This window comes from Nocardia sp. NBC_00565 (assembly GCF_036345915.1).
Taxonomy (GTDB): Bacteria; Actinomycetota; Actinomycetes; order Mycobacteriales; family Mycobacteriaceae; genus Nocardia.
Genome location: NZ_CP107785.1, coordinates 7867826 through 7894478 on the forward strand (window position 1 = coordinate 7867826; position 26653 = coordinate 7894478).

The 26653-nt window shown below is 66.2% G+C and carries 23 protein-coding genes; 11 read left to right on the forward strand and 12 right to left on the reverse strand.

Annotated features, from left to right (window positions below; genetic code table 11):
* Positions 1 to 100 precede the first annotated feature (100 nt).
* The 5 genes from lhgO to OG874_RS36280 all read right to left on the reverse strand — a co-directional run bounded on the left by lhgO (position 101) and on the right by OG874_RS36280 (position 6229).
* The gene (lhgO, locus tag OG874_RS36260; protein WP_330251550.1) at positions 101 to 1279 is read right to left on the reverse strand and encodes an L-2-hydroxyglutarate oxidase; all 1179 of its coding nucleotides are present in this window, start codon (positions 1277 to 1279) and stop codon (positions 101 to 103) included.
* Positions 1280 to 1298: 19 nt separating this feature from the next.
* Positions 1299 to 1970 carry a hypothetical protein gene (locus tag OG874_RS36265; protein ID WP_330251551.1) on the reverse strand — a complete coding sequence of 224 codons (672 nt, stop codon included), beginning with the start codon at positions 1968 to 1970 and terminating at the stop codon, positions 1299 to 1301.
* Positions 1971 to 2318: 348 nt separating this feature from the next.
* Positions 2319 to 3110, reverse strand: coding sequence for a TIGR03084 family metal-binding protein (locus OG874_RS36270; RefSeq protein WP_330251552.1), 792 nt, complete (start codon positions 3108 to 3110; stop codon positions 2319 to 2321).
* Between the two features lie 208 nt (positions 3111 to 3318).
* Positions 3319 to 4674: a hypothetical protein gene (locus OG874_RS36275; RefSeq protein WP_330251553.1), complete on the reverse strand. Its 1356-nt coding sequence runs from the start codon at positions 4672 to 4674 to the stop codon at positions 3319 to 3321.
* 289 nt (positions 4675 to 4963) lie between these two features.
* Positions 4964 to 6229 carry a cytochrome P450 family protein gene (locus OG874_RS36280; protein ID WP_330251554.1) on the reverse strand — a complete coding sequence of 422 codons (1266 nt, stop codon included), beginning with the start codon at positions 6227 to 6229 and terminating at the stop codon, positions 4964 to 4966.
* Positions 6230 to 6775: 546 nt separating this feature from the next.
* Here OG874_RS36280 and lon point away from each other — a divergent pair.
* The 4 genes from lon to OG874_RS36300 all read left to right on the forward strand — a co-directional run bounded on the left by lon (position 6776) and on the right by OG874_RS36300 (position 12009).
* Positions 6776 to 9154 (forward strand): endopeptidase La, encoded by a 2379-nt coding sequence (lon, locus tag OG874_RS36285; protein WP_442943464.1) that lies wholly within the window; start codon positions 6776 to 6778, stop codon positions 9152 to 9154.
* 223 nt (positions 9155 to 9377) lie between these two features.
* The gene (locus OG874_RS36290) at positions 9378 to 10448 is read left to right on the forward strand and encodes a DNA polymerase IV (protein ID WP_330251556.1); all 1071 of its coding nucleotides are present in this window, start codon (positions 9378 to 9380) and stop codon (positions 10446 to 10448) included.
* A gap of 61 nt (positions 10449 to 10509) precedes the next feature.
* Positions 10510 to 11505, forward strand: coding sequence for an oxidoreductase (locus OG874_RS36295; RefSeq protein WP_330251557.1), 996 nt, complete (start codon positions 10510 to 10512; stop codon positions 11503 to 11505).
* A gap of 27 nt (positions 11506 to 11532) precedes the next feature.
* A complete protein-coding gene (locus OG874_RS36300; RefSeq protein ID WP_330251558.1) occupies positions 11533 to 12009 on the forward strand; it encodes a TetR/AcrR family transcriptional regulator C-terminal domain-containing protein in 477 nt (158 codons plus the stop codon).
* A 2-nt stretch (positions 12010 to 12011) separates the two neighbouring features.
* Here the strand turns inward: OG874_RS36300 and OG874_RS36305 are convergent, their stop codons facing one another.
* Entirely contained in the window at positions 12012 to 13892 is a 1881-nt protein-coding gene (locus tag OG874_RS36305) for an ABC transporter ATP-binding protein (protein WP_330251559.1), read from the reverse strand.
* 434 nt (positions 13893 to 14326) lie between these two features.
* On the opposite strand from OG874_RS36305, the gene OG874_RS36310 reads away from it, so the two are divergent.
* Positions 14327 to 17149, forward strand: coding sequence for an FAD-binding and (Fe-S)-binding domain-containing protein (locus OG874_RS36310; RefSeq protein WP_442943465.1), 2823 nt, complete (start codon positions 14327 to 14329; stop codon positions 17147 to 17149).
* Between the two features lie 3 nt (positions 17150 to 17152).
* Here OG874_RS36310 and OG874_RS36315 read toward each other — a convergent pair whose 3' ends face one another.
* Entirely contained in the window at positions 17153 to 17326 is a 174-nt protein-coding gene (locus OG874_RS36315; RefSeq protein WP_330257706.1) for a hypothetical protein, read from the reverse strand.
* Between the two features lie 345 nt (positions 17327 to 17671).
* Between OG874_RS36315 and OG874_RS36320 the strand changes: the two genes are divergently transcribed.
* Entirely contained in the window at positions 17672 to 18586 is a 915-nt protein-coding gene (locus OG874_RS36320; protein ID WP_330251561.1) for a DNA-3-methyladenine glycosylase family protein, read from the forward strand.
* Between the two features lie 167 nt (positions 18587 to 18753).
* On the opposite strand, the gene OG874_RS36325 is transcribed toward OG874_RS36320, so the two are convergent.
* Positions 18754 to 18960: a hypothetical protein gene (locus OG874_RS36325; RefSeq protein WP_330251562.1), complete on the reverse strand. Its 207-nt coding sequence runs from the start codon at positions 18958 to 18960 to the stop codon at positions 18754 to 18756.
* Positions 18960 to 19250, reverse strand: a complete 291-nt coding sequence (locus tag OG874_RS36330; RefSeq protein ID WP_330251563.1) for a hypothetical protein — start codon at positions 19248 to 19250, stop codon at positions 18960 to 18962. The genes OG874_RS36325 and OG874_RS36330 overlap by 1 nt, the downstream gene beginning before the upstream one ends.
* A gap of 227 nt (positions 19251 to 19477) precedes the next feature.
* Here OG874_RS36330 and OG874_RS36335 point away from each other — a divergent pair, with 227 nt between their 5' ends.
* From OG874_RS36335 to OG874_RS36350, 4 genes are all read left to right on the forward strand, one after another.
* On the forward strand, positions 19478 to 20542 hold the full coding sequence (locus tag OG874_RS36335) for a helix-turn-helix domain-containing protein (protein ID WP_442943183.1): 1065 nt from the start codon (positions 19478 to 19480) through the stop codon (positions 20540 to 20542).
* A complete protein-coding gene (locus OG874_RS36340; protein ID WP_330251564.1) occupies positions 20539 to 20736 on the forward strand; it encodes a DUF397 domain-containing protein in 198 nt (65 codons plus the stop codon). Before OG874_RS36335 ends, OG874_RS36340 begins: the two co-directional genes overlap by 4 nt.
* A 13-nt stretch (positions 20737 to 20749) precedes the next feature.
* Entirely contained in the window at positions 20750 to 20974 is a 225-nt protein-coding gene (locus tag OG874_RS36345) for a DUF397 domain-containing protein (RefSeq protein ID WP_330251565.1), read from the forward strand.
* Between the two features lie 185 nt (positions 20975 to 21159).
* Entirely contained in the window at positions 21160 to 21357 is a 198-nt protein-coding gene (locus tag OG874_RS36350) for a hypothetical protein (protein WP_330251566.1), read from the forward strand.
* Between the two features lie 53 nt (positions 21358 to 21410).
* On the opposite strand, the gene OG874_RS36355 is transcribed toward OG874_RS36350, so the two are convergent.
* From OG874_RS36355 to OG874_RS36365, 3 genes are read right to left on the reverse strand one after another with little or no spacing between them, the layout of a single operon-like run.
* On the reverse strand, positions 21411 to 22157 hold the full coding sequence (locus OG874_RS36355; protein ID WP_330251567.1) for a succinate dehydrogenase/fumarate reductase iron-sulfur subunit: 747 nt from the start codon (positions 22155 to 22157) through the stop codon (positions 21411 to 21413).
* 2 nt (positions 22158 to 22159) lie between these two features.
* Positions 22160 to 24100, reverse strand: coding sequence for a fumarate reductase/succinate dehydrogenase flavoprotein subunit (locus tag OG874_RS36360; protein WP_330251568.1), 1941 nt, complete (start codon positions 24098 to 24100; stop codon positions 22160 to 22162).
* 30 nt (positions 24101 to 24130) lie between these two features.
* Positions 24131 to 24961, reverse strand: coding sequence for a hypothetical protein (locus OG874_RS36365; RefSeq protein ID WP_330251569.1), 831 nt, complete (start codon positions 24959 to 24961; stop codon positions 24131 to 24133).
* 384 nt (positions 24962 to 25345) lie between these two features.
* On the opposite strand from OG874_RS36365, the gene OG874_RS36370 reads away from it, so the two are divergent.
* A complete protein-coding gene (locus OG874_RS36370; protein WP_330251570.1) occupies positions 25346 to 26587 on the forward strand; it encodes an acetyl-CoA C-acyltransferase in 1242 nt (413 codons plus the stop codon).
* Positions 26588 to 26653 lie beyond the last annotated feature (66 nt).

Consider the following 26653-nt stretch of genomic DNA (forward strand, 5'->3'; position numbering starts at 1 on the left):
GGTTTGTCGGCTTGCCACATCGGCGACCGCCCGGTCGCCGATGTGGCAAGCAGTCGCCAGCGGTGTTTGCTGGGATCGGTGGTCCAGCTATCGCATCGGTTCAGAGCTGGTCGACGAGGTATTCGGCGATCGGCATGGCCGAGGTGGCCGCCGGGGACGGCGCGTTGAGCACATGGATCGAGCGCGCCGTGCGTTCGATCATGAAGTCGTGCACCATGGTGCCGTCGCGCAGCACTGCCTGCGCCCGGATGCCCGCTTCGCGCGGTTGGAGGTCCGCGACCGTCAGCTCCGGACAGTAGCGTCGGCATTCGGCCAGGTAGCCCCGCTTGAACAGGGAGTTGCGCAATTCGCGTAACCCGGTGCGCGCATGTGCGCGGGCCACCCGGTGGAAGCCGGGGAAGCCGAGCACGGCACGGGCGTCGCGCGCGTCGAAACTGCCCTTGCGGTAGCCCTCCCTGGCCAGGCCGAGTACCGCGTTCGGGCCGACGGTCAGGGCGCCGTCGATCATCGGGCTCAAGTGCACGCCCAGGAACGGCAGGTTCGGATCGGGAATCGGATAGATGAGCGTGCCCACCAATCCGGCGCGGCTGGGCGGTAGCTGGTAGTACTCGCCGCGGAACGGCACGATGCGGAAATCGGTTGGCAGACCGGCCAGCGCGGCCATCCGGTCGGCCTGCAGACCCGCGCAGACCACCAGCGTGCGCGCCGTCCAGGAGCCGGCGGGCCCGGCCACGGTGACCGCGTCCGCGGTCTCGGTGATCGCCGTGATCTCCGCGCCCAGCACGATCCGGCCGCCCGCGGCCCGGACTTCCTCGGCCAGTGCCGCCGTGACGCGGGTGTAATCGATGATGCCGGTGGCGGGCACGAACAGTGCGCCGACGCCGGTCACGTGCGGTTCCCGGCGGGTGAGTTCGGTGGCGTCGATCAGTTCGACATCGACCCCGTTGGTGACCGATCGTTCGTGCAGCGCGAGCATCCGCCGGTGTTCGGCGGCGTCGGTGGCTACCAACAGCTTTCCGCAGACCTCGAACGGAATGCCGTGCGTGGCGGCGAATTCCTTCGTCCATGCGGCGCCCTGGCGGCACAGCCGGGCCTTGAGACTGTCCGGCGGGTAATAGATGCCGGAATGGATGACGCCGCTATTGTGTCCGGTCTGGTGCGTGGCCAGCGCATTCGCCTTGTCGAGGAGCACCAGACTCGCGCCGGGATGCCGATCCAGAATCCGATGCGCCGTCGCGACTCCGACGATCCCGCCCCCGATGACACAGAAGTCGTCCATGGGACGCAGCGTAGGCGGACTACACGACGATGGTGCGATCCGCCGTCGAGTCGTCCACGCTCGGTGGGTGTTTCGTGGTGGGCGCGGGGTAGCGCGCCACCCGCAGTCCGTGTTCACCGAGGGTGGGATCGGAGAAGGTGAGCGTCACTTCGCCGTTGTGGGTGTCGACCTCGGTGCGCAGCTGGGTGACGCCGTCCGGGTGGCCGTGCATGCCGAGCCGTTCCCGAACCGGTTCGGCGAGCAGGAAATCCGACAGCACCGTCAATGCGTTGGTATCCACGGTGAAGGCGACCGAATTCGGACGGCCTGAAGCGACCTGCGCGCCGACATAGGTGCTGCCGAGGCGCAGCTTGCCGCTGATCTCGGCGGGCGAGGTGGTCGGCGAATCGGCATGGGATTCCGGGATTTTCCCGGTGGTGTCGGTGGTCTCGGCCGGGAAACGGGCGAATAGTGCGGGCAGATCGCGACTTTCACCGGTCAGTACGGCATCGGAGAGTTCGGGACTGGAGTCGATGACGATATCCGGGATAGTCGCCGACGGCGGCGCGGCCATTTCGCCGGCGGCGCGGTGCGTATCGGCCATCTGATGCACGATGTAGGCCCCGGAGACGACGGTGAGACTGAGGCTGGCGGCGCCGGCGAGCACGATGGCGGCGTGCCGCGCGATCTGGGCAGGTTTGTGTGCTGTCACGATGCGTTCCTTTCCCTCCGCCCCTGGTCCCCTGACGGGTACGGCCCGCATCGTCGAAAGCCGTACGCTTGTTCAGGTTACCGGGGCGGCCGCGAGCGGCACCCATGGGGGAGATCAGCATCACAAAGCCCCAGGCAGCGCTCGCCAGCGCGAACTCGAGCCGAATGGCGTCGCACATGTTTCTACGAGCTGACAAAGGGGTAAACACACATAGCTGGCGAGCGTCATTCTCGACTGCCACATCGAGACACCCGGCCAACGGCGTCCGGCCGACACGAACGGCGCACCCAAGGTGACGCTCGCCCGCTTCGAACTTCCGGTCGGACCGGGTGGTCGGGGTTCGGCGGGTCAGGCGAACTGGCCCGCTGTCCGCCCGGGGCCCGTCGGCCCCGCGAAAGCCTGTGCGATGGTGAGCCATTCGGCGGCGTCCGCACCCACGGTTTCGAGCGCGAGGTCGTCGCGGTGGCGTCGCTGCGTCACGAGCAGGCAGAAGTCGAGGGCCGGGCCGCGCACGCGTTGGGCGGCGTCCTCGGGTCCCCACGACCAGACGCCGCCGTCCGGTGCGGTGAGTTCGACCCGGAATTCCTCGACCGGTTCGGTCTTGCCGCGCACGGTGTAGGCGAAGTTCCTGGTCCGCACGCCGATATGCGCGACCGTGCGCAACCGGGCGGTCGGTGTCCTGGTCACACCGAGCGTGTCTGCGATGTCCTGGCCGTGCGCGAAACTCTCCATGATGCGGGCGCTGACCATGGATGCCGCACTCATCGGCGGTCCGAACCACGGCAGTTTGGTGCCCGGCGGGACCGCACGCAGGGCTTCGATGAGATCCGCGCGGCCCCGGCGCCACCGATCGAGCAGTTCGGCGGCCGATGCCGTGACCGCCGCCGCGGCGGCCTCGTCGACGAAGGTGAACGCCTTCGGTGCGGCATCTTCGAGCAGTTTCGCGAACCCGTCCGGATCGGTGGCGGCCAGCGTGGCCACCTCATCGGTCCAGGCCAGATGGCCGATCTGATGGGCGATGGTCCAGCCGGGCGCGGGCGTCGGCGTGGACAAGTCCGCCGGTGCCGTCTCGGCGACGATTCGTTCCAGGTCGGCGCATTCGTCGGTGAAATCGCGCAGGAGCGCGTCGAGGTCAGCCATCAGTTTCCTGTCTAATTTGCGGCGCTCGCGGGGCCCCTACGTGGTTACGCAAGCTGCCTCCTCCGGGCCCCGTCGCTCACACCGCGTGTCCATCCAGTCGTACTGCTCCGTACGCCGTCGCGGTTCAGCATCGCAGCGGCATCAAAAAAATGCAAGCATGCGTGCTTTTATTTGGCACAAGCCGCTTCGCGGATCGGAATTACGTCGGTTACCAGCCGAAGATCGTGAGGTGGGCGGCGCCGACCAGCAGGCCGAGCAGCGCGCCGTGCAGATACAACAGCCAGGCATCCTGTTCGACCGACGCGTAGAACATCTCCATGAACTCCCCCGGCGTGAGGTCCTGGAGCTTGCGCGCCGCGAACTCGTCGATCTTCTTGGCCTGTTCGAGGGTGAACTCCTCGTCCTCCACCAGGCTCGGGGCCAGGCCGACCGCCGCACCCGCCGCGCCGACCTTGAGGTTGTCGAACTGGCGGCGACCGAATGCGACGCGCACGATCGAGGTGGTCGGGCCGAGTTGGCGATGGATCTCGTCGGAAACCAGCCGCTCGATCAGCTGCCTGGTCTTATCGCCGTTGGGGCCGTCGAGCAGTTCGTTGGACAGGTTCGGCAGTGTCAGCACCTGGTAGGCGAGGATGTGCGCGAGGTCGGTCGCTGCCTGCGGCTGCCGCTTGGCCAGCAGTGCCTGCTTCCACAGGTATTTGTAGCGTGGCTGCGGATCACCCGGTTCGAAGACCATCTTGACGGCGATCACGTTGACGATCACGCCGATCGCCGCGGCGGCCAACAGCACGATCACCCACCCCGGCACCCAGCCGAGCACCGGAATGGTGTGGTGCACATGCATATACAGCGCGAGCAGCAGACCGAACGGCCCGCCGAGCAGACCGATCCGCACCATGAATCGCAATTCCGGCGCGGCGATGGTAGTCGTCAGATCCTTCAGGATGTACGGGTTTTCCCGCAAATAGCGGATAACGAAGGATTTGATATCGATGAGCTGGTCGACATTGTCGCCGAGGGATTTGAAGGCCCGCCTGGTCAATGTCGGCAATTCCCGATCCACGCGCTGATAGACCATCTGTTTCATGGTCTTGGGCACGCCCCGCCACAGATCCGGATTCTCCCGGTACATCACCTCGTCGACCAGCGGCTGCACCTGCTTGCTCGCGAGTATCGCGATGTAGTCGGCGATACTCTCCAGATCCAGTTCGTGGATGAAATCGCGCGGACTGCCGATGCGCATGAGCGCCTTGTCGACACATATGCTCGCCATCTTCTCCGCGCGCGCCGGAATGAAGCCCTGGAAGCCGAATCGGCGGCCGTCACCGGAGAAGGTCGGCAGCACCTGAACCCGCCGCGGAAAATACGGATACAGCACCTGCAGGCCCGGAATTCGGATGCCGCGAAATATGACGGGCCAGAACAACATCAGCACGCCGGTCCAGTTGGTGAGCCAGCCCGCGAGCGCGCTGAAGACCGGAAAGGTGATCAGATCGACGGCGAACTTGGACAGGCCGGTGAGCTTTTCCCAATCGATGAACACTCCGGCCGCGAGTGTCGTCATCGTGGGATCCCCCTATGGCCGCCCAGCCGTAGCGACTGCTCGCAGGTCGCTCGACAAGATCAGTGGTGTCTGGGTGCCAACATTGTCATTGGCTCCGACGGGGTGTCAATGCACATGCGCTAGGGCGCTGTGATCGACCAGACGACTCGAGCCTGCGAGTCGAGGCCGGGCAACTCGCCGCCGACGACCCCGACATCGCAGTTCGCGAACTCGAACAAATCGTGACGACCGCGCCGAAGACGGCCCCTACCCGTAAGAGAGGCAGAGTATTTGGGCCCTGGGTCGCCGGTCAGGCCATCGAAGGTTGCCGCCCCTCGTAGCCGATGGTTAGCGCCGTGAAATCGACAGGTGGCGCGAGGCGGACCGGGAGCGCGGCGAGGCCGCGGATCAGCAGGCTCTTCCGCCATGTCGGTTCGCCGGCCGCTGTGTCCAGCGACATTACCGGGACCTTGGCCAAGAGCCGAGTGAGCGCGATGGTGGCCTCCGTCCGGGCAAGGGCCGCGCCGATGCAGTAGTGGATGCCATGGCCGAAGGCGATATGCCTGTTGTCGTCGCGATCGGCATCGATCCGGTCCGGTTCGGCGAACCGCTCCGGGTCGCGGTTGGCGGCCGCGAGGGAGATCATGATGAATTCGCCGGCGTCGATGTCCTGGTTGCCCAAGGTAATCGGCGCGGTGGTGTAGCGGGCGGTGGCCAGGTGCACCGGACCCTGGCAGCGCAGGATCTCGTCGATGTAGGCCGGAATTCCCGTCGGGTCCGCGCGCAGTCGTCCGGCCCTTTGCGGGTCGCGCAGCAGCTCGAGCACGGCGTTGCCGATCAGGTTGACGGTGGTCTCGTGTCCGGCGGCCAGCAAGAGGAAGAGCATGGAAATGAGTTCTTGCTGGTCGAGCCGATCATCGTCGTCCTTCGCGATGATGAGCTCGGAGAGGAGGTCGTCGCGGGGATCGTCGGTGCGCTTGGCGATCAATTCCGTCAGGTAGGTAAAGAAGCTGACTCCGGCACTGGTGCGCGCCTCGATGGTGGCCGAGTCGTTGACAACGACGGCGGTCCAGGAACGAAAGGCGTCCTTCTCGTCGTCCGGTACCCCGAGCAGTTCGCAGATCACGGCGATCGGCAAGGGGAACGCGTAGCTGTCCAGCAGGTCGACCCTTTCCCGGATGGTCATCTCGTCGAGCAGCGTGTCGGCGATCGTGGTGATCCGCGGCCCGAGATCCCGGACGGCCCGGCTGGCGAACGCCTTCGCGACGAGGCTGCGCAGCCGGGTGTGCTGTGGCGGATCGGCGAACAGCATATTGTCGCTGATGGTGCTGTTGAACATGTCGGCCGCGCCGTTCTTCGCCAAGATGGCCTGGCCCTCGGGTGAGGAGACCTTCTTGCTGATATTCGGCTCGACGAAGGCCTGCTTCGCGACCTCGTAATCGACGACCAACCAGCAGAGCACCCCCTCAACGCGGACTCGGTGAATGGGCCCGCGCGTGCGCAGTGACCGGTAGATCGCATGTGGGTCCTGGTAGAAGTCGCCGGTCAACTCGACAATCTCGGGCGCGGCCGTCATGCGTCACCGGCCATTGATGCGGTGTCGGCAGCGGCCCAGCGTGAATCCATGCAGTTCACTTGCTCACAAGTCCTTTCGACGTCGAACGGTTTGACTGACGTGCGATGCAGTCACGAGCAGCGGCAGTTGCGGCGGCCCGGTGACCGGCCGTGATGCTGCCGGGATGGGACAGCGGACGCGCGCGCAACCCGATGAGCAATCGACCGCGTCTGTATCGGTGGAAAGTCGAGCAGTGTCGATCGTTGGGTGAACCAGGAAATATCCGGTGCCGGACTTGCCGACGGCAGGATGTCCGCGCGCGCGGAATTTCCGTGCGATTGTCGCAGAGGTCCATTGTTCGGTCCCGCAGGTTCAGGCGGATGTCGCCGCAACCTTGGGAAAATTCGGCTGCTCTTCGCCGTGAGCGAACGGTAGGGGCGGGGCGGAACAAACCCGATCACTCCGGGGTTGACTGGGCATCGCTCAACTTTTGGAAGGGTCGAACACGTGACTACACCACAGAACCTGCCGGTGCTGTTCCTGACCGATCCGATCGTGCTGCCGGGCATGGTCGTGCCCATCGAACTGGACGAATCGGCGCAGGCCGCCATCGACGCCGCGCGGGCCGCGAACACCGACGCGGTGCTGCTCGCACCGCGGCTGGACGAGGGCTACGCCACCTACGGCGTCGTCGCAACCATCGAACAAGTCGGTCGGATGCGCGGTGGCGCACCGGCCGCCGTGCTGAAGGCCGAACGGCGCGCCAAGATCGGCCACGGGGTCACCGGGCCGGGTGCGGCGCTGTGGGTCGAGGCCGAACCGGTCGAGACGCCCGCCGTCGACGGCCGCACCAAAGAGCTTGCCGCCGAATACAAGAAGCTGGTCGTCTCGGTGCTGCAGCGCCGCGAGGCTTGGCAGATCATCGACGCGGTCAACCAGCTGACCGATCCGTCGGCGATCGCCGATACCGCGGGCTACGCGCCGTACCTGACCGCCGACGAGAAGCGCGACCTGCTCGAAACCCCGGATACCACCGAGCGTTTGACCAAGCTGATCGAATGGACCAAGGCGCATATCGCCGAGGCCGAGGTCACCGAGAAGATCAGCGCCGATGTCCGCGAGGGCATGGAGAAGAGTCAGCGCGAGTTCCTGCTGCGCCAGCAGCTCAACGCGATTCGCAAGGAGCTCGGCGAGGACGAGCCCGACGGCGCCGACGACTACCGCACCCGGGTCGAGCAGGCCGATCTGCCCGATACCGTGCGCGCCGAAGCGTTGCGCGAGGTCGGCAGGCTGGAGCGGGCCAGCGATCAGAGCCCGGAATCCGGCTGGATCCGGACCTGGCTGGACACCGTGCTGGAACTGCCGTGGACGGTGAAAACCACCGACAGCACCGATGTTTCGGCCGCTCGCGCGGTGCTGGACGCTGATCACCACGGCCTCGACGAGGTCAAGGACCGAATGGTCGAGTACCTGGCCGTGCGCTCCCGGCGTGCGGCGCGCGGGCTCGAGGTCGTCGGCGGACGCGGCTCCGGCGCGGTGCTGGCGCTGGTCGGTCCGCCCGGTGTCGGCAAGACCTCGCTGGGTGAATCCGTGGCCCGCGCCACCGGCCGCAAGTTCGTTCGCGTCGCCCTCGGCGGCGTGCGCGACGAGGCCGAGATCCGTGGTCACCGGCGCACCTACGTCGGCGCACTGCCCGGTCGGATCGTGCGTGCCATCAAGGAGGCGGGTTCGATGAATCCCGTTGTCCTGCTGGACGAGATCGACAAGGTCGGTTCGGACTTCCGCGGCGATCCCGCGGCGGCCCTGCTCGAGGTGCTGGATCCGGCGCAGAACCACACATTCCGCGACCACTACCTGGATCTGGATCTGGACCTGTCCGACGTGCTGTTCATCGCGACCGCGAATGTCATGGAGACCATCCCCGGCCCGCTGCTGGACCGGATGGAGCTGATCACTGTCGACGGCTACACCGAGGACGACAAGGTCGCCATCGCGCGTGACTTCCTGGTGCCGCGGCAGCAGGAACGCAATGCGCTGACCGCGGCGGAGGTTTCGATCACCGACGACGCGCTGCGTGAGATCGCGGCCAACTACACCCGGGAAGCCGGTGTGCGGCAAATGGAGCGAATTATCGCGAAGGCGTTGCGCAAGGCCGCGACGCGGCTGGCCGAGGACGGAAACGACACGGCGGCGGACGATTCCGTGGTGTCGCTCGGCTACGAGACGGAGTTGGGCTACGACGCGCTGGTGAAGTCCGAGAACGGTGTGATAACTGGTGAAACGCTGACCATCGATCTGGACAATCTGAAGGACTACCTGGGCCGCCCACGCTTCACCCCGGATTCGGTGGAGCGCACCGCGGTCCCCGGTGTGGCAACAGGTTTGGCGGTCACCGGACTCGGCGGCGATGTCCTCTACATCGAGGCCAATTCCGCGGCGGGCGAGCGCGCGCTCACGCTGACCGGCCAGTTGGGCGATGTCATGAAGGAGTCGGCGCAGATCGCGCTGACCTACGTGCGCTCGCATCTGGCGGAGATCGGTATCGAGCCGTCGGTGCTGGATCGCAATATCCACATCCACTTCCCGGCGGGCGCGGTGCCGAAGGATGGTCCTTCGGCGGGCGTCACCATGGTCACCGCCCTGGTGTCACTGGCGCTGGACCGGCAGGTGCGCGCGGATGTCGGCATGACCGGTGAGGTCACGTTGAACGGGCGGGTGCTGCCGATCGGCGGTGTGAAGCAGAAGCTGATGGCCGCGCAGCGTGCGGGCCTGAAGACGATCTTCATCCCGGCCCGCAATGAGCCGGATCTGGACGACGTCCCCGCGGAAGTGTTGGCCGCCCTGGATGTTCGTCCCGTCGCCGACGTCGCCGACATCTTGGCCTACGCCATCGAGCCGGTCGCCGAACCGGCCCTGGACGCTCCCGCGTTCGCGGCCACTGCCTGATAGCTCCCCGAACGGTGTGCCCCCATGATCGCGAAGTCCCGGTCATCGCCGAACGGTCGGCGGTCAGGCGGTCGGGCGGTCAGGCGGGGACGGCGCAGCAGCCAGGCCAGGAACGATCGCCTGGACGGGCGCGGATACGACTCCGCCGTCGCATTGCCCGCCGCCAACTGATGGTCGGAGCGAATTTCCGCTGCTTGTCGTAGGCGTGCGGTAAGACCTATACATGCCCAGGTGGCTGTTGCACGTCGATCTCGACCAGTTCCAGGCGGCGGTGGAGTTCCGCCGCCATCCGGAGCTGCGCGGCCTGCCGGTCATCGTCGGGGGCAATGGCGATCCCGATGAACCGCGCAAGGTGGTGACCTGCGCGTCGTATCCGGCCAGGGCGTTCGGGGTGCGCGCCGGAATGGCGTTGCGCTCGGCCAAGCGCAAATGTCCCGATGGCATCTTCCTGCCGCTGGATATGGCCTCCTATGAGGAGGCATCGGAGGAGGTCATGGCATTGCTGCGCACCTTCCCCGGCCGCGTCGAGGTGTGGGGCTGGGATGAGGCGTTCCTGGCCGCCGATACCGACGATCCGGAGCAGTTGGCGCGCGAAATCCGCAGCGCCATCGCCGAATTGGATCTGAGCTGCGCCATCGGCATCGGCGACAACAAGCTCACGGCCAAGCTGGCGACCGGCTTCGCCAAGTCCGCGGGCAAGTCCTCGGCCGCACCCGCAGACACCGACGGCGCGGCCGCGGGCATGTTCCGGCTGACCGCCGCGAACTGGGTCGAAGTGATGGCGCACCGGCCGACGAATGCGTTGTGGGGCATCGGAAATCGGATCGCGGCCCGGATGGCCGAACTCGGCATCGAAACCGTCGCCGACCTCATGGCCGCCGACCGGCATCGCCTCGCCGCCGAATTCGGTCCGAATACCGGGCCGTATCTCTGGGTGCTCGGCCACGGCAAGGGCGATACCGACGTGACCACCGAGCCGCGAATTCCGGTGGGCCGCAGTAAATCCGAAACCTTCCCGCACGACCTCACCGAGCGCGCGGAGATCCGTGCCCAGGTGGCGCGGCTGGCCACCGAGGTCGCCGAGGAGATGGTCGCAGCGGGTCGCGTCCCGTTGCGTGTCTCGGTGACGGTCCGCAGCAATACCTTCTTCACCCGCAGCAAGCAGGAGAAACTGCCCGAGCCGAGCACCGACATCCCGGCGATCGTCGAAACCGCCCTCCGGATCATCGACCGCTTCGAACTCGATCGCCCCGTTCGCTTGCTCGGCGTCCGCCTCGAACTCGTGCCGGAGTAGCGGCGCGATTCGGCCACGGAAGATCCACCCGGCATCGCCCCGCGCTCGTATGCTCGTCGGCATGGAGTTCTGGGCGATGGTGGCACACGAATCGGATAGCGGGATCGTGCTCACGCGGCAGCAGGTCAGCGAGGACTTCCTCGGGCCGGGCGAGGTCACGATCAAAGTGCACTACTCGAGCGCGAATTTCAAGGACGGGCTGGCGATCACCGCGGGCGGTGGCGTCGTCCGCAAGTACCCGATCATTCCGGGCATCGACCTCACCGGTGAGGTCGTCTCGTCCGAGGACGACGACTTCACCCCCGGCGACCTGGTGGTGGCGCATGGCTACGACATCGGCGTCTCGCACCACGGCGGTTTCGCCGAATACGCCAGGGTGCCCGCCGACTGGGTGGTCAAGCTCGACGGCCTGGACACCCGCGATGCGGCCGCGCTCGGCACCGCCGGTTTCACCGCGGCCATGAGCGTGCAGGCCCTGCTCGACCACGAACTGACCCCCGAAACCGGGGCGGTGCTGGTCACCGGCGCGACCGGTGGCGTCGGCAGTGTGGCCATCGACATTCTGTCCGGGCTCGGCTTCGAGGTGATCGCTTCCACCGGCAAGACCGGCGCGGCCGATCTGCTCGCCGAACTCGGCGCCAACGAGGTGATCGGGCGACTTCCGGAAGATCCCGATGCCAAGATCCGTGCATTGTCGAAGGCCCAGTGGGCGGGTGCGGTGGACAGCGTCGGCGGCAAGTCGCTGGCCTACATCCTCAGTTCCATCGGATACGGCGGCGCGGTGGCGGTCAGCGGCCTCACCGGCGGCGCCGACCTGCCCACCACCGTGATGCCGTTCATCCTGCGCGGCGTGGCGCTGCTGGGCATCGACTCCGCCTACTTCCCCATCGCCAAGCGCCGCGCGCTGTGGGGCCGCCTCGCCAACGAATTGCGGCCGCAACATCTCTCGACCATCGAGAACTACGCCCCGATCACCGAGGCCGAGAAGGTGCTGCACGCGATCCACAATGGGAACCACTCGGGGCGGACGGTCTTCGGGGTCGCGGGCGAATTCTGATCGTCGAGGGTCTACGGCGAGATCCGGGTGCCCGAGATCGCCGATGCGGCGCAATGGCGTACGGCCACCGCGGAATGCGCCGCCGGCTTGCGCGCCATGATCCTGCGGCACCCGTGGATGGCCTCGACGCTCGGTCAGGTCGGGCTGTCCTACCTGGGCCCCAATGTCATGCGAATGACCGATCGGATGGTCGGCCTGTTCATTACCGGCGGATTCACGGCGGAGGAGGCCGGGGACGCCATCGGCGTGCTGGTCGGCTATGTCGTGGGCGTCGGCATCAGCGAGGCGGCCTGGTTGACCATGCTGACCCGCACCGGCCAGACCGAACGGGAGCTGATGGACGGCCTGCGCCCGGCCGCCGAACAGGCCGCCCAGGAGTTCCCGCATCTGAAATCCGATATCGCTACGGAGAACTGGGACCAGGACCCGAGCAAGGCGCGCGACCGGAAATTCGCCTACGGCCTCGATCGGGTCCTGGACGGTCTGAACCTGCGCCGCAACTGACGTCAGGCCGCGACGGTCACCGGTTCCTCCGCGAACTGCGTGCGGTACAGCTCCGCGTAGCGTCCGTCGGCGGCCAGCAGCTGAGTGTGCGTGCCGCGCTCCACGATTCGGCCGTCCTCGAGCACCAGGATCTGATCGGCGGCGCGAATGGTGGACAGGCGGTGCGCGATCACCAGTGCGGTACGCCCGTCCAATGCCTCCGAAAGCGCCTCTTGGACAGCGGCTTCCGAGGTCGAGTCCAGCGAGGCGGTCGCCTCGTCGAGGATCACCACGCGGGGTTGCTTCAGCAGCAGCCTGGCGATGGTCAACCGCTGGCGTTCACCGCCGGAGAGGCGGTAGCCGCGTTCGCCGACGACGGTATCCAGACCGTCCTGCAGCGAGGTCACCAGATCGCCCAACCGGGCTCGCTGCAACGCATCCCACAGCTGCGCCTCGGTCGCCTCCGGCCGGGCCAGCAGCAGGTTGGCGCGGATGGTGTCGTGGAACAGGTGCCCGTCCTGGGTGACCAGGCCGACGGTATCGCGGATCGAGGTCGTGCTCAGCTCGCGCACATCGGTTCCGTTCAACCGCACCGCGCCGCCGTCGACATCGTAGAGCCGGGAAACGAGTTGGGCGACAGTGGATTTACCGGCACCCGAGGAGCCGACCAGCGCGACGAGCTGTCCGGGTTCGGCCCGCAGCGACACATTGTGCAGCACCTCCACTCCGCCGCGGGTGTCCAGTGTCGCGACATCTTCGAGCGAGGCCAGCGACACCTTGTCGGCCGACGGGTAGCCGAACGTGACGTCGTCCAGCTCCACCGCGACCGGACCCTCGGGCACCGCGACGGCATCGGGCGCATCCTCGATGAGCGGGTGCAGATCGAGCACCTCGTAGACCCGCTCGAAGCTCACCAGCGCGGACATGATCTCCATCCGGGCGCTGGCCAGCGCGGTGAGCGGCGTGTAGAGCCTGGTCAGCAGCAGCGAAAGGGACACCACCGCACCGGCATCCAGCTGTCCGCGCAGCGCATACCAGCCGCCGAGCCCGTAGACCAGCGCCAGCGCCAGCGCCGAAACCAGAGTCAGCGAGGTGACGAAGACGGTCTGCAGCATCGCGGTGCGCACTCCGATATCGCGCACCCGCCGCGCCCGCAACGCGAACTCGTCGGACTCCTGCTGTGGCCGCCCGAACAGCTTCACCAGCGTCGCGCCGGGAGCGGAGAACCGCTCGGTCATCTGCGTGCTCATGGCGGCGTTGAGTCCCGCCGCTTCGCGCTGCATCCCGGCGAGGCGATTGCCCATCCGTCGCGCCGGAAGGACGAACACCGGCAGCAGCACCAGCGCGAGCAGGGTGATCTGCCAGGAGATGCGGACCATCACGGCGAGGGTGAGCGCGAGGGTCACCAGATTGGTGACCACACCGGAGAGCGTGTCGCTGAACGCGCGCTGCGCACCGATCACATCGCTGTTCAATCGGCTGACCAGCGCACCGGTGCGGGTCCGGGTGAAGAACGCGACCGGCATCTTCTGCACGTGATCGAAGACGGCGGTGCGCAGATCCAGAATCAGTCCCTCACCGATCCGCGAGGACAGCCAGCGAATGATCACCCCGAGCGCGGCGTCGACCACCGCGATCCCGCCGATCACGAACGCGAGAGTCACCACGACCCGGGGCGCGGCCCCGCCGACGATATCGTTGACAACCCGTCCCGCCAGCACCGGCGTCGCTACCGCCAACAGTGCGGATATCACGCTGAACAGCAAGAACGCGCCGATCCGGCGGCGGTGCGGCCCGGCGAACCGCAGGATGCGCTGCGCCGTCGCGAGCCGGAACGGCCGCTGTTCCTGCGGCGCGTTCGCCCGCCGATACATCTGGCTCCAGGCCACCGATTCGATACTCACCTTGGGACTTCCTCTCGCTCCCCACCCATCGAACTCCTGGCCACCGACACTAAGACCTCAACAAAGGTTGAGTGCAAGCTGTTTCCGCCCGAATTCCGCGCACAGCGAAACCGCCGCACCCAGTCGCAGGATCGGCCGGGGTGCACGGCCATATCTCTCGATGCGCCGCCTCGGTGGTGGACAGCGCTGCGCGCCCTGTTTTCCACGGTCCGGGCGGATCTGCGCCACCAGGGCTCGATGGTCGGCGCTGTACCAGTCGTGGGCACACGCCACTGGGTGCGGATCCGAAGAGAGGGTGCGGATCCGGTAAGGACATCCGGATCCGGACAAGGGTACGGATCTAGACGAGAGTTCGGATCCGGACAAGGAGTGCGGATGTCGCGCGGGCGGCCGGGGGCGTGCGTGCCTAGGCTGGCGGGGTGAGCGAGGACCGAATGTCCGATGCGTTGCGTCGCAGGATCGCGGGTGCGGTCGACGCGTCCCCGCGCAGGCGGGCGGAGTACTCCTCCGATGCTTCGAACTATCGGGTGCTCCCGGCCGCGGTCGTCTTTCCGAGCGGTGACGAGGATGTGGCGCGCACGCTCGAATTCGCCGGGGAGAACGGGCTGTCGGTTACGGCGCGCGGTGCGGGAACCTCGGTGGCGGGCAATGCCATCGGAACCGGAATCGTGGTGGACTTCAGCCGATATATGAACGTCATCCGCGGGCTGGACCCAGATCGTCGGGTAGCGCGAGTCCAACCCGGTGTCGTGTTGTCGCAGCTGCAGCGCCGGGCCGGCGCGCACGGGCTGCGGTTCGGGCCCGATCCGTCGACGCAGAATCGGTGCACGCTCGGCGGGATGATCGGCAACAATGCCTGCGGACCGCATGCGGTGGCGTGCGGCCGCACCTCGGACAACGTGCGGGAACTGCGCATTCTCGACGGGACCGGCACCGAGCGGACGCTCGCGGCGGATCCGTCGGTGCTGCCCGGACTACCCGAATTCACCAGGGCGAGTCTCGCGGTGATCCGCACCGAACTCGGCCGATTCGACCGGCAGGCCTCCGGTTACGGGCTCGAACATCTACTGCCGGAACATGGTTCGGCGATCGCGAAATCGTTCGTCGGCACCGAGGGCACCTGCGGACTGCTACTCGAGGCCGAGGTGGATCTGGTCGCGCTGCCACCGGCCACCGTGCTCACCGTGCTCGGCTATCCCGATATGGCAACGGCCGCCGACGATATCGCGGCGGTGATGGCGTGCGATCCGATCGCGGTGGAAGGTATCGACGCACGACTGGTCGACATCGTCCGGGTGCACCGCGGCGCCACCAGCGGGGTGCCGGAACTGCCGCGCGGCAGTGGCTGGTTGTTCGTCGAGTCCGCCGGTGACACCGCGGCCGAGGCATACGCCGTCGCCGAAAAGCTGTGTCGCACGGTGGGTGCGCTGGACTCCCGGATCGTCACCGATCCCGGTGCCGCCGCGGCACTGTGGCGAATCCGAGCGGAGGGAGCGGGCCTGGCCGGGCGCACGCCGCAGGGGCATCCGGCCTGGCCCGGCTGGGAGGACGCGGCCGTGCCGCCGGCACATCTCGGTGCCTATCTTCGCGATTTCGCGGCGCTGACCAAGGACCACGGCGTGGACGGTCTGCTCTACGGCCATATCGGCGACGGCTGTATCCACGTCCGCCTCGATCTGCCGATCGCCGATGCGCCGCAACGCTTCCGGGCCTTCCTGCACGACGCGGCCGAGCTGGTGGTCCGCTACGGCGGCTCACTCTCCGGTGAGCACGGTGACGGCCGGGCCCGCTCGGAGTTGTTGTCGGTCATGTACTCCCAGGACGCACTCGACGTATTCGCCGGGTACAAGGCACTTTTCGATCCGAACGATAGGTTGAACCCGGGCGTGCTGGTGGCCCCGCGCCCGATCGATACCGATCTGCGGCTGGTCGGTGTGCGTCCGATCGAGGCTGCGGGTGGTTTCGCATTTCCGCACGACAACGGTGATCTCGCCACGGCCGTGCACCGCTGCGTCGGTGTCGGCAAATGCCGCGCCGACACCCGCGCGACCGGCGGTTTCATGTGCCCGTCGTATCTGGCCACCGCCGACGAGAAGGACAGCACCCGCGGTCGGGCGCGCGTACTCCAGGAGGTGGTGCGCGGCGCGCTGCCCTGGTCGTCCGAGGCCGTCGCCGAATCGCTCGATCTGTGCCTGTCCTGCAAGGCGTGTCGCTCCGACTGCCCGGCCGGGGTCGACGTGGCGACCTATAAGTCCGAGGCGCTCTACCGCCGCTACCGACACCGACCGCGCCCGATCGATCACTATGCGCTGGGCTGGCTGCCGCGTTGGCTCGGTGCGGCGGGTCGGGTTCCGCGCATTGCCAACGCGATCTCCGATATCGGCTGGTTGCGCCGAATCGGCCTGCGTGCCGGTGGGGTCGATCCACGTCGCGAGGTTCCGCGGCTGGCGGACCGTAGCTTCCGTCGGATCTGGCGGGACCGGCGGTTATCGGGCGCAGCGCAATCGACGGCCGGTGCGCGGTCGGACGGTGCGGCGCCGTCGGATTCGAATCGGTCTGCGGAAGTGATGCTGTGGATCGACACCTTCACCGACGCGTTCGACCCCGAAATCGCCCTGGCCGCAGTGGAATTGATCGAATCGCTCGGCTATCGCGTGCGCATACCGCAGCGGCGAGTGTGCTGCGGACTCACCTGGATCAGCACCGGTCAGCTCGACGGCGCCCGAGCCCGACTGCGCGCGACATTGACCGCATTGGATGAGCATGTGCGCGGCGGCGGTATCGTCGTCGGCCTCGAACCGTCGTGCACGGCCGTGCTGCGCGCCGATCTGCCGGAACTACTCCCGGATGACCCGCGTGCGGCCGCTACCGCCGCGGCCGTGCGTACCCTCGCGGAGTTTCTCGCCGAACAGCCGAACTGGCGACCGCCACTGCGCACGGGACGGTCGGTGGTGGTCCAACCGCATTGCCATCACCATGCCGTACTCGACTTCAATCAAGATCGCCAAATATTAGCCAGCATGAATGTAAATGTGACAGAGGTCACCGGATGCTGCGGCTTGGCGGGTAACTTCGGAATGCAATCCGGCCATTACGACATTTCGGTCGCGGTGGCCGAGAATGGCTTGCTACCCGCACTGCGCAACGCCGACGAGGATTCGATCCTGCTCGCCGACGGCTTCTCATGCCGCACGCAGGCCGCGCAGTTGGGCGGCCATCGGGGGCTACACCTTGCGCAATTCCTGCTCGGTGAATGAGGCTCAGCTGCCGAACGGCAGTGTGCCCGGCGGAATCTGGTAGCCCGAACTGCCCGCGGAAACCGCACCCCAGGCATTGAGTAACCAGTTGAGCGCATTGGTGATCATCGAAACCTCCGTTATGGCGACTGCCAGCTGTTTGCCGAACGCACAAATATCGCCATACTTATTCGTCACGTTACAAAATAGCGGAGATCTGCGACTATGCCGAATCCCTATCAAGAAATCGGACAATTAGGCCGAACTCTTTGTGAGCCAGGCAACATTCGACACGCGACGACATTCGATGGGGAGGCCCGTGCTCGCGCCGCGCACCCAGCGCGCACAATGAGGCGGTGCGCAATCAGACGGCCGAGCCGGGCCTGAGCCCGTCCGGTCTGACCAGGACGGTCACAGCTGCGCCTCGCTGGCGCTCGGCTCCGCCGCGACCGATGGTGCTGTGCTGATGGTTCTCTCGCTGCGCTCGATCACAGCTGCGCCTCGCTGGCGCTCGGCTCCGCTGCGACCGATGGTGCTGTGCTGATGGTTCCCTCGCTGCGCTCGATCACCACCCAGCGGCCGATCGATCTCGCGCCTACCCTCGCGCCACTGTCGCGCGGCCGCGGCGATCCGTGTCACCAGGTCACCCGCGACGGCGCACACTGGCACGCCTCCCGAATGCCGACCGGCCCGGTCACCTACCGCCTGACCCAGCCGGGCCGCGACACGGTGGACGCCCGCGCCTGGGGCCCCGGCGCCGCCGAATTCCTCGACGGTCTCGACCACATGCTGTGCCTGGACGAGGACCTCTCCGACTTCGCCCCCGAGCATCCGAAGGTCATCGACGCACACCGCCGCTTCCCCGGACTGCGCATGCTGCGCACCGGCCTCGTCTTCGAGGCCCTGGTGCCCGCTGTGCTGGAACAGAAGGTGCACACCGTATCCGCCCGCGCCTCCTGGCGAAAACTGGTGCGGCAGTTCGGTTCTCCCGCACCGGGCCCGGCGCCGGCAGGTCTGCTGCTGCCGCCCGACGCCGATACTTGGCGGCAGATCCCGTCCTGGACCTGGCACCGCGCCAATGTCGGACCGCAGCGTTCGCAGACGATCGTGCGCGCGGCCCGGCTGGCGGATGCGCTGGAGCGAGCGGCCGCCCAGGATCCCGCCGAGGCCGCGCGTCGGCTGCGGACGCTGCCGGGTATCGGGGTGTGGACCGCCGCTGAGATCGGCCAGCGCGCCTTCGGCGACGCGGACGCATTATCGGTCGGTGACTACCACCTCGCGGCTATCGTCGGCTGGACCCTACTCGGCGAGCCCATCGACGACGACGCGATGGTCGAATACTTGGAACCGCTACGGCCACACCGATATCGGGTCGTTCGCCTGCTGGAGATCAGCGGCCACGCGCACAAGCCGAAGTTCGGCCCGCGCACCCCGCTCACCGATCACACCTGGCACTGACCGCGGCCGGGCGACTCGCTTGCGCAGACCACTGTCCGTCCGCGTGAATTCGGTTCCTGCGGCTACGTGACGCCGATGCGCAAATGACTCCGCCGTTACCCAACGCAGGACGCGGATGCAGTCCTTCAGTACCTCCGGCACACCGGGTGAATGAGCCTCGACGGGACTCATAACTGCAGCGCGCGCTCGTCCAGCACGCATTTGCCCGCCTCGACCAGCGTGCTGCGCGCGGCGCGGCGCACCCGACAGCGGTCGACGGTGCAGTCGATATGTAATTGCATTGCGGCATGGGCTTGTTCAGTTGTCAGCACACCAGGGTCGTTACCGCAGGCCAGGAGCGAGGCAACGTGCATATTCAGATTGGTGAGTTGCATCAGACGACCTCCGCCCGGCGGCGCACGGATCGGACATGTCGGGAATACCGGGAGATCGGGCCTTCGTCCCAGGGGGCCTGTCGAACCGCCATGCCCAGCGCTTCGAGTGGGGTGAGGCCGAACGAGTCGGCGAGCTCGCCGACAGCGTCGAACAGCGACGGCACCACCTCGGCAACCTGCAGCGCGGCCACCGCCTGCGCACATGTCAGCTTGCGGCCCGGCAGATAGGAAACCACCCAGCCCTCCTGTCCGACGGCCCGGGCCCGGTGCGGGGTCAAATCGCTGGTCATCAAGGACGACGCTATGACACTTACAGCCATGACTCCTCGTTCCTACGTGCGCGATTCCGGTGTGTGCCCGGAGGTTTCGCAGGAGGAGGGGTACGGCGCCTGTTCCGCTCCGGGCACACTTCCAGCACACCATCGCGGAAGGCCCAGAACAACGTAGTTGTGGATATCCAAAGTTTTACCGCGAATTCCCAGCACAAAACCCAATCGGGAAGGGAGGATTCTCCATAGTGGACGAAAGAGCCCTCTGCCCAAGCGAAGTGACGGGGAACCGAGCTTGTGGGAACGCCCCGGAGCAACCTTTGGGTGTGCATCCGAGCAGAACGGAGCGTGCGGTGTCAGCGAGTTCGGCAAGAGCGTCAGAGAGTTCCGGCAATTACTCGAGGGTGATCGAAGCCTCGGATCGACTATCTCCCGACAGCGCCGCCTCCACTCTACCCAGGCGCCAGCTCGGCAGGTACCTCCGGGATTGGCGCACCCAGGCCGGCCTCACCATCGCCGAAGCGTCCAGACTGATGGAGTGGGGTGCAAGTACCTTGCAGCGCTTGGAAAAAGGCCAGGCCGATCGCATCCGCACCATCGATATCCAAGAGCTCTGCCGCATCTACGGCATTCCGGACGAACTCTCCGACGGCCTCAAGGGCCTCGCACAGCAAGCCGCCGTCAAGAGTTGGTGGCACGCCTATGGCGATCTCATTCCCGAAAACTTCGACGTCTATGTCGGTTTGGAGGCATCAGCCCAGCAACTCAGCTCTTACCAATCCGAAATGGTCCTCGGCCTATTGCAGACCGCCGACTATGCCAGAGCCCTCAATCGCCTTGGCTATCCGGACGATTCGGATGCTGAGATCGAGCGCCGCGTGCAATTGCGTCTACAGCGTCAGGCTTTGATCACCAGGAAGGCCGCACCGGCGACGGTGGACGTGGTGCTGCACGAATCGGTCTTGCGCCGGGTGGTCGGTGGCGCCAAAGTGATGGCGGCGCAGCTACGTCATCTTGCCGATATCGGTACCCAACCCAACGTCACCCTGCGTATTCTGCCGTTCGCGGCCGGTGTTCCGCTCGGAGTTTCCACCGGACCGTTCACAGTTCTCCGGTTCGGAATCGATGGCAAAGGCCAGCCGATCGAGCCGCCGGTGGTGTATGCCGAGGGCTTCACGGGGGATCTCTACCTCGAAAGACATGCAGATGTACGGCGGTACGATCGTGCGCACGAGTGCCTCCAGCGTAGCGCGCTGGATATTCAACCCAGTAGACATCTGCTACGGCAGATCGCGAAGGAGTATGTGGCATGAGTATGGATTTGGTTGGCGCGCAGTGGTTCAAGAGCGCCCGTAGTGGCGCGGGTAAGGACTGCGTCGAGGTCGCCTTCCTCGGCAGCGGTCGGGTCGGCGTGCGTGACAGCAAAAATCCGTGTGGACCCGCCCTGGTCTTTACCACGGGCGCATGGGATGCGTTCACCGCTGGTGTGGTGGGCGGCGAGTTCTGAGAGGAGTGGCGACGTGAGTGTCAACGAGGGTGCCGCAGTGGATTTGAGCGGCGCGATCTGGCGCAAGGCCGGCGATGGGACCGGCAAGGACAGTGTGGAGGTCGCACTACTAGACGCCGGTCACGTCGCACTGCGCGACGGTAAGGACCCCGACGGGGCGATTCTGGTCTTCACGCCCGGTGAGTGGGCCGCCTTCACCGCGGGCGTGCACGACGGTGAGTTCGATCGTCCCGAGTAGTGCGAACGGCCCGGCGGTTTTGAGGATGCCCGCCGGGTCGAGTCACGTGACGGTTTGATCGCCCGGCCAGCCGTACACCATAACCCCATCTATGTGATCAAATGTGCGCGGGAAGATCACGAAACAGTGCAGATTCCACAACGAAAGTGCGTTTGCCAACGGCAATTACGGGTAGACAACAACTTGTGGACCGTGGGCTCAAGAGTTCCCATCCCCGGTACAAGAAATTGCGGCCGGGCGATTGGGTGGAATGGCTGATCGTGGCACTGCTTTTCGCGGTGTCGGCGGTCGGCGTGTTCGTACTGACCGGCTCGTTCCTGTCGGCACTGTTCGTCGGAGTGCTGGTATGGATCGTCGCCGTCGGAGTCGTCGCGTTGTTATAGCGGGTGCGCCGACCGGCCGGGCAGTAACACCCGGCCGGTGGTCCGGTAGCTGATCAGCGCCGGAAGAGCTTGTTGCCCAACCAGACCAGCGGATCGTACTTCTTATCCGCCACGCGTTCCTTCATCGGAATCAGGGCGTTGTCGGTGATCTTGATGTGCTCCGGGCAGACCTCGGTGCAGCATTTGGTGATATTGCAGAGGCCGAGCCCCTGCTCCTCCTGTGCCAGATCGCGGCGGTCGGCCACATCGAGCGGATGCATCTCCAATTCGGCGATCCGCATCAGGAAGCGCGGACCGGCGAATGCCTCCTTGTTCTCCTCGTGATCGCGCACCACGTGACAGGTGTCCTGGCACAGGAAGCATTCGATGCATTTGCGGAACTCCTGCGAGCGCTCCACATCGACCTGCTGCATCCGGTAGTCGCCCGGTTTCAAATCGTCCGGCGGCGTGAAAGACGGTATCTCCCTCGCCTTCTGGTAGTTGAACGACACATCGGTCACCAGATCCCGGATCACCGGGAAGGTGCGCATCGGTGTGACGGTGATCAGCTCATCGGGCTGGAAGGTCGACATCCGGGTCATACACAGCAGCTTCGGCCGCCCATTCACCTCGGCCGAACACGAACCACATTTGCCCGCTTTGCAATTCCACCGCACCGCGAGATCGGGCGCTTGCGTGGCTTGCAGCCGGTGGATGATGTCGAGCACCACCTCGCCCTCGTTCACCTCGACGGTGAAGTCGTGCAATTCGCCACCGTCGATATCGCCGCGCCACACGCGGAATTTGGCGTCGTAACCCATTCTTACGCCTCGCCTTCCGTGGCTGTCACCGAGGTCGCCGGATGGGAGGCGAGATCGGCTTGATTGTAATACTTTTCGAGTTCACCGAGGTCGAAGAGTGAGAGCAGGTCGTCGCGCATCGGGATCTGGTCCTCCGGGGTGACGCGCACGCCCGGCACCGGACCGTCCGCGTCGGCCGGATCGATCGCGCACACCAGCAGCTTGTTGCGCCATGCCGGATCCATCGTCGGGAAGTCGTCGCGAGTGTGCCCGCCCCGGCTCTCGGTGCGCAAAAGTGCTGCCTGTGCGACACATTCGCTGATCAAGAGCATATTGCGCAGGTCGAGGGCGAGATGCCAGCCCGGGTTGAACTGCCGATGTCCCTCCACCACGACACCGTCGAAGCGGGTGCGCAATTCGGCGAGACGCTCGACGGCCTCGCGCAGTTCGTGGTCCTTGCGGATGATGCCGACCAGATCGTTCATCGCCTGCTGCAGATCGGTGTGCAGGGTGTAGGGGTTCTCTCCCGACCCTTCGGCGGGGGGATCGAACGGTGCCACGGCATCTTTCGCGGCCGTGGCGATATCGGCATCGGTGACGGCGGGCCGCTCGGACAGTTGTTCGACGTAGGTGGCGGCGCCGAGTCCGGCCCGTCGACCGAAGACCAGCAGGTCCGAGAGCGAATTGCCACCGAGCCGGTTCGAGCCGTGCATACCGCCCGAACACTCACCGGCGGCGAACAATCCGAGCACCGTGGCCGCACCGGTATCCGGATCGACCTCGATTCCGCCCATCACGTAGTGGCAGGTCGGGCCGACTTCCATCGGCTCCTTCGTAATGTCCACGTCCGCGAGCTCTTTGAACTGATGGTGCATCGAGGGCAGCCGCCGCCGGATCTCCTCGGCGGGCAGCCGCGAGGCGATATCCAGGAATACGCCACCGTGTTCGGTGCCCCGGCCCGCCTTCACCTCCGAGTTGATGGCGCGGGCCACCTCGTCGCGGGGCAGCAGATCCGGGGTGCGGCGGGCGGAGTCGTTATCGCGCAACCACTGATCGGCCTCATCTTCGGTTTCGGCGTACTGCCCCTTGAAGACCGGCGGGATGTACTCGAACATGAACCGCTTGCCCTCGGAGTTCTTCAGCACCCCGCCGTCACCGCGCACACCCTCGGTGACGAGGATACCCTTCACGCTGGGCGGCCAGACCATACCGGTCGGATGGAACTGCAGGAACTCCATATTGATCAGCGTCGCCCCGGCCCGCAGTGCCAGCGCGTGTCCGTCGCCGGTGTACTCCCACGAGTTGGAGGTGACCTTGTAGGACTTGCCGATACCGCCGGTGGCCAGCACCACGGCCGGCGTCTCGAACAGGACGAACCGCCCGGACTCGCGCCAGTAGCCGAACGCGCCGGAGATCCGGTCGCCGTCCTTCAACAGTTCGGTGATGGTGCATTCGGCGAAAACCTTGATGCGCGATTCGTAGTCGCCGGTCTCCGCGAAATCCTCCTGCTGCAGCGACACGATCTTCTGCTGCATGGTGCGGATGATCTCCAGCCCGGTGCGGTCGCCGACGTGCGCCAGCCGCGGGTAGGTGTGGCCGCCGAAGTTGCGCTGGCTGATCCGGCCGTCGGCGGTCCGATCGAACAGCGCCCCATAGGTTTCCAGCTCCCACACCCGGTCGGGGGCCTCCTGGGCGTGCAATTCGGCCATGCGCCAGTTGTTGAGGAACTTGCCACCGCGCATGGTGTCCTTGAAATGGGTTTGCCAGTTGTCCTTTTCGTTGGCATTACCCATCGAGGCGGCGCAACCGCCCTCGGCCATCACGGTGTGCGCTTTGCCGAACAACGACTTGCACACCACCGCGACGGAGAGACCGTGTTCGCGTGCTTCGATCACCGCGCGCAGTCCGGCGCCACCGGCACCGATGACGACGACGTCGTACTTGTGCCGTTCCACTTCTGGCATGGCCGCGAAACTCCTGGTTTGTGAGGGCGGTTAGTTGATGAACCGCAGATCTGAAATCGTGTCGCTGGCAACCAACATCACGTAGAAGTCGGTCAGTGCGAGGGTGCCGAGCGTGGTCCAGGCCAACGCCATATGGCGGGTGTTGAGCTTGGACACCTGGGTCCAGAACCAGTACCGCGTCGGATGGGCGGAGAAGTGCTTGAGCTTGCCGCCCATGATGTGGCGGCAGGAATGGCAGGACAGGGTGTAGGCCCACAGCAGGATCACGTTGGCGAGCAGCACGATATTGCCGAGGCCGAAGCCGAACCCGCCGGTCTTGCCGTGGAACGCGGTGATCGCGTCGTAGGTGTTGATCAGCGAAACGAGCACGGCCACATAGAAGAAGTAGCGGTGCGCGTTCTGGATGATCAGCGGCAGCCTGGTCTCGCCGGTGTACTTGGCCTTCGGTTCGGCGACCGCGCACGCGGGCGGGGAGAACCACACCGCGCGGTAGTAGGCCTTGCGGTAGTAGTAGCAGGTCAGCCGGAATCCGAGCAGGAACGGCAGGACCAGGAAGCCCAGCGGCAGGATCGCGGGGATGTGGCCGAACCAGGCGCCGAAGTGGGTTGAACCCTCGACGCAGTCGGTGCTCACGCACGGTGAATAGAACGGCGTCAGGTAGTGGTACTCCGGCACCCAATATGCCGTTCGCACATACGATCTGATCGTCGCGTAGATGACGAAGGCGGCCAGTCCTATGGCCGTCGCTAGCGGTGGAACCCACCATCGGTCGGTGCGCAGTGTGCGCACGGAGATGGCGGCCCTGGTCTTGCTGAAGACGCCGGTTCCCGTTTCCGGGCTGGCGGTCGGTGCGGCACTCACAGGTGGATGCCTCGCTGATCTGCTGTGCGGACGGTCCCCGTGACCTCCGCAATCGAATGTGATGCTGAGCACCATACGACACCCCCGCTATCGCGCAGCGGGGTCCTGCCAAACCTGACCCACCCTCAGGTCCGTGATTTCCGCCACATTCGATCTAGGTTTGCCCTCCGCGCCCGGTGCGAGCCGACTGCGAACCCTTCGAACTCGCCTGCCCGGAACATGATTCGAGCGAGGCCGCCGGTCCGGAATCCAGTGGTCGAATTTCGGCCGCACGAACGTCACACGGCGGCAATAAATCTATGGTCACCTTTCCTGGAGATTCGCCCGCTGACGTGCGCTGATACGACCGTCGCACGGCTGAGCCCGGGGAAGGGAGACACCGATATGAGAAGAGCCGCGATCGTGGCGCCGGTCCGCACCCCGAGCGGTATCGAAGGCGGCGCACTGTCCGGAATGTCGCCGGAATGGCTGGCCTCGACCGTCCTTTCGGCGGTGATCGCGCGCTCGGGCATCAATCCGCTGCGCATCGAGGATGTCGCGATGGCCTGTGTCGACAACCGGGCCGGCGCGCCCGAACTGAGTAGGTTGGCCGCACGCGGCGCCGGATTGCCGTTCGCGGTGCCCGGATTCCTGACCGACTGCCGCTGCGGTAGCGGGCTGCAGGCGGTGATCACCGCGGCGATGATGGTGCAGACCGGAGCGGCCGATGTGGTGGTGGCCGGTGGTGTCGAGTGTTCGGCCGCCGGCGACTGCTCGCCGGTCGGTCGAAACACAGCTGCCGGGTGCGATCCATTCCAGAGCGGCGATCTGGCGAACGCCGAAGACCTGGCTCGCTACTACGGAATCAGCCGAGAAGAGGCCGACCAGTTCGCGGTCGCCAGCCATCGCAAGGCCGCGCGTGCCTGGCGGCAGGGCACCTTCACCGCCGAGGTGATCCCGGTCGGCGTTGTCGAGGATGCCAACGACTGGAACAGTTTCGACACCGCGGCGCGGCATCGGATCATGCGCGACGAAGGCGTCCGCGAGGATGTCTCCACCCATGCGCTGGCCGCGCTGCATCCGCTGATCGCGCGCGGGGTGGTCACCGAAGGCAATATGAGTTCGCATCGGAACGGCGCATCGGCCTGCCTGGTCGTCGCCGAGGACCGGCTCGACGAATTCGGGCTGGTGCCGATGGCCTATCTCGTCGGCTGGGCCGCGGCCGGATGTGATTCGGACACAGCGACTCTCGGCGCCGCTCCGGCCGTCGCGAAACTGCTCGGGCGGACCGGATTCACCCTCGACGATCTGGATTTGATCGAGGTCAACGAGGGTTTCGCGGTGGAAGTGCTCGCGCTGGCGCGGGCCTGGGAACTGGACCCGCGCGACCGGCTCAACGTCAACGGCTCGGCGATCGCACTCGGTCATCCAGTCGGCGCCACCGGCCTGCGCATCATGACCACGATGCTGCACGAGTTGGCCAGAACCAACGGCAACTACGGGTTGGAGGCGATCGCACTCGGCCATGACCACGGCATCGCGGCCCTGTTCGAATCGGCGGGCACGGCCCCGATCATGGAGACGCCGCGTGGGGCTCGATTCCATGGCGTCCGGGCGTCGCGCAGGTCGGGTCGGCACCGCGCCTGACGCGGCAACTGATTTCGTGAGGACGTGGGTAACTCGTCGGGAACGCCCAAAGGCCGACGAGTTACC

Bases quoted from the DNA above. Each gene is read 5' to 3' on its own strand.
- lon (WP_442943464.1), top strand. From the start codon at position 6,776: ATGGTCGTGCCCATCGAACTGGACGAATCGGCGCAGGCCGCCATCGAC.
- OG874_RS36275 (WP_330251553.1), bottom strand. From the start codon at position 4,674: ATGACGACACTCGCGGCCGGAGTGTTCATCGATTGGGAAAAGCTCACC.
- OG874_RS36330 (WP_330251563.1), bottom strand. From the start codon at position 19,250: ATGACCAGCGATTTGACCCCGCACCGGGCCCGGGCCGTCGGACAGGAG.
- lhgO (WP_330251550.1), bottom strand. From the start codon at position 1,279: ATGGACGACTTCTGTGTCATCGGGGGCGGGATCGTCGGAGTCGCGACG.
- OG874_RS36270 (WP_330251552.1), bottom strand. From the start codon at position 3,110: ATGGCTGACCTCGACGCGCTCCTGCGCGATTTCACCGACGAATGCGCC.
- OG874_RS36360 (WP_330251568.1), bottom strand. From the start codon at position 24,100: ATGCCAGAAGTGGAACGGCACAAGTACGACGTCGTCGTCATCGGTGCC.
- OG874_RS36325 (WP_330251562.1), bottom strand. From the start codon at position 18,960: ATGCAACTCACCAATCTGAATATGCACGTTGCCTCGCTCCTGGCCTGC.
- OG874_RS36340 (WP_330251564.1), top strand. From the start codon at position 20,539: ATGAGTATGGATTTGGTTGGCGCGCAGTGGTTCAAGAGCGCCCGTAGT.
- OG874_RS36280 (WP_330251554.1), bottom strand. From the start codon at position 6,229: ATGACGGCCGCGCCCGAGATTGTCGAGTTGACCGGCGACTTCTACCAG.
- OG874_RS36310 (WP_442943465.1), top strand. From the start codon at position 14,327: ATGTCCGATGCGTTGCGTCGCAGGATCGCGGGTGCGGTCGACGCGTCC.
- OG874_RS36295 (WP_330251557.1), top strand. From the start codon at position 10,510: ATGGAGTTCTGGGCGATGGTGGCACACGAATCGGATAGCGGGATCGTG.
- OG874_RS36290 (WP_330251556.1), top strand. From the start codon at position 9,378: ATGCCCAGGTGGCTGTTGCACGTCGATCTCGACCAGTTCCAGGCGGCG.
- OG874_RS36370 (WP_330251570.1), top strand. From the start codon at position 25,346: ATGAGAAGAGCCGCGATCGTGGCGCCGGTCCGCACCCCGAGCGGTATC.
- OG874_RS36320 (WP_330251561.1), top strand. From the start codon at position 17,672: ATGGTTCCCTCGCTGCGCTCGATCACCACCCAGCGGCCGATCGATCTC.
- OG874_RS36355 (WP_330251567.1), bottom strand. From the start codon at position 22,157: ATGGGTTACGACGCCAAATTCCGCGTGTGGCGCGGCGATATCGACGGT.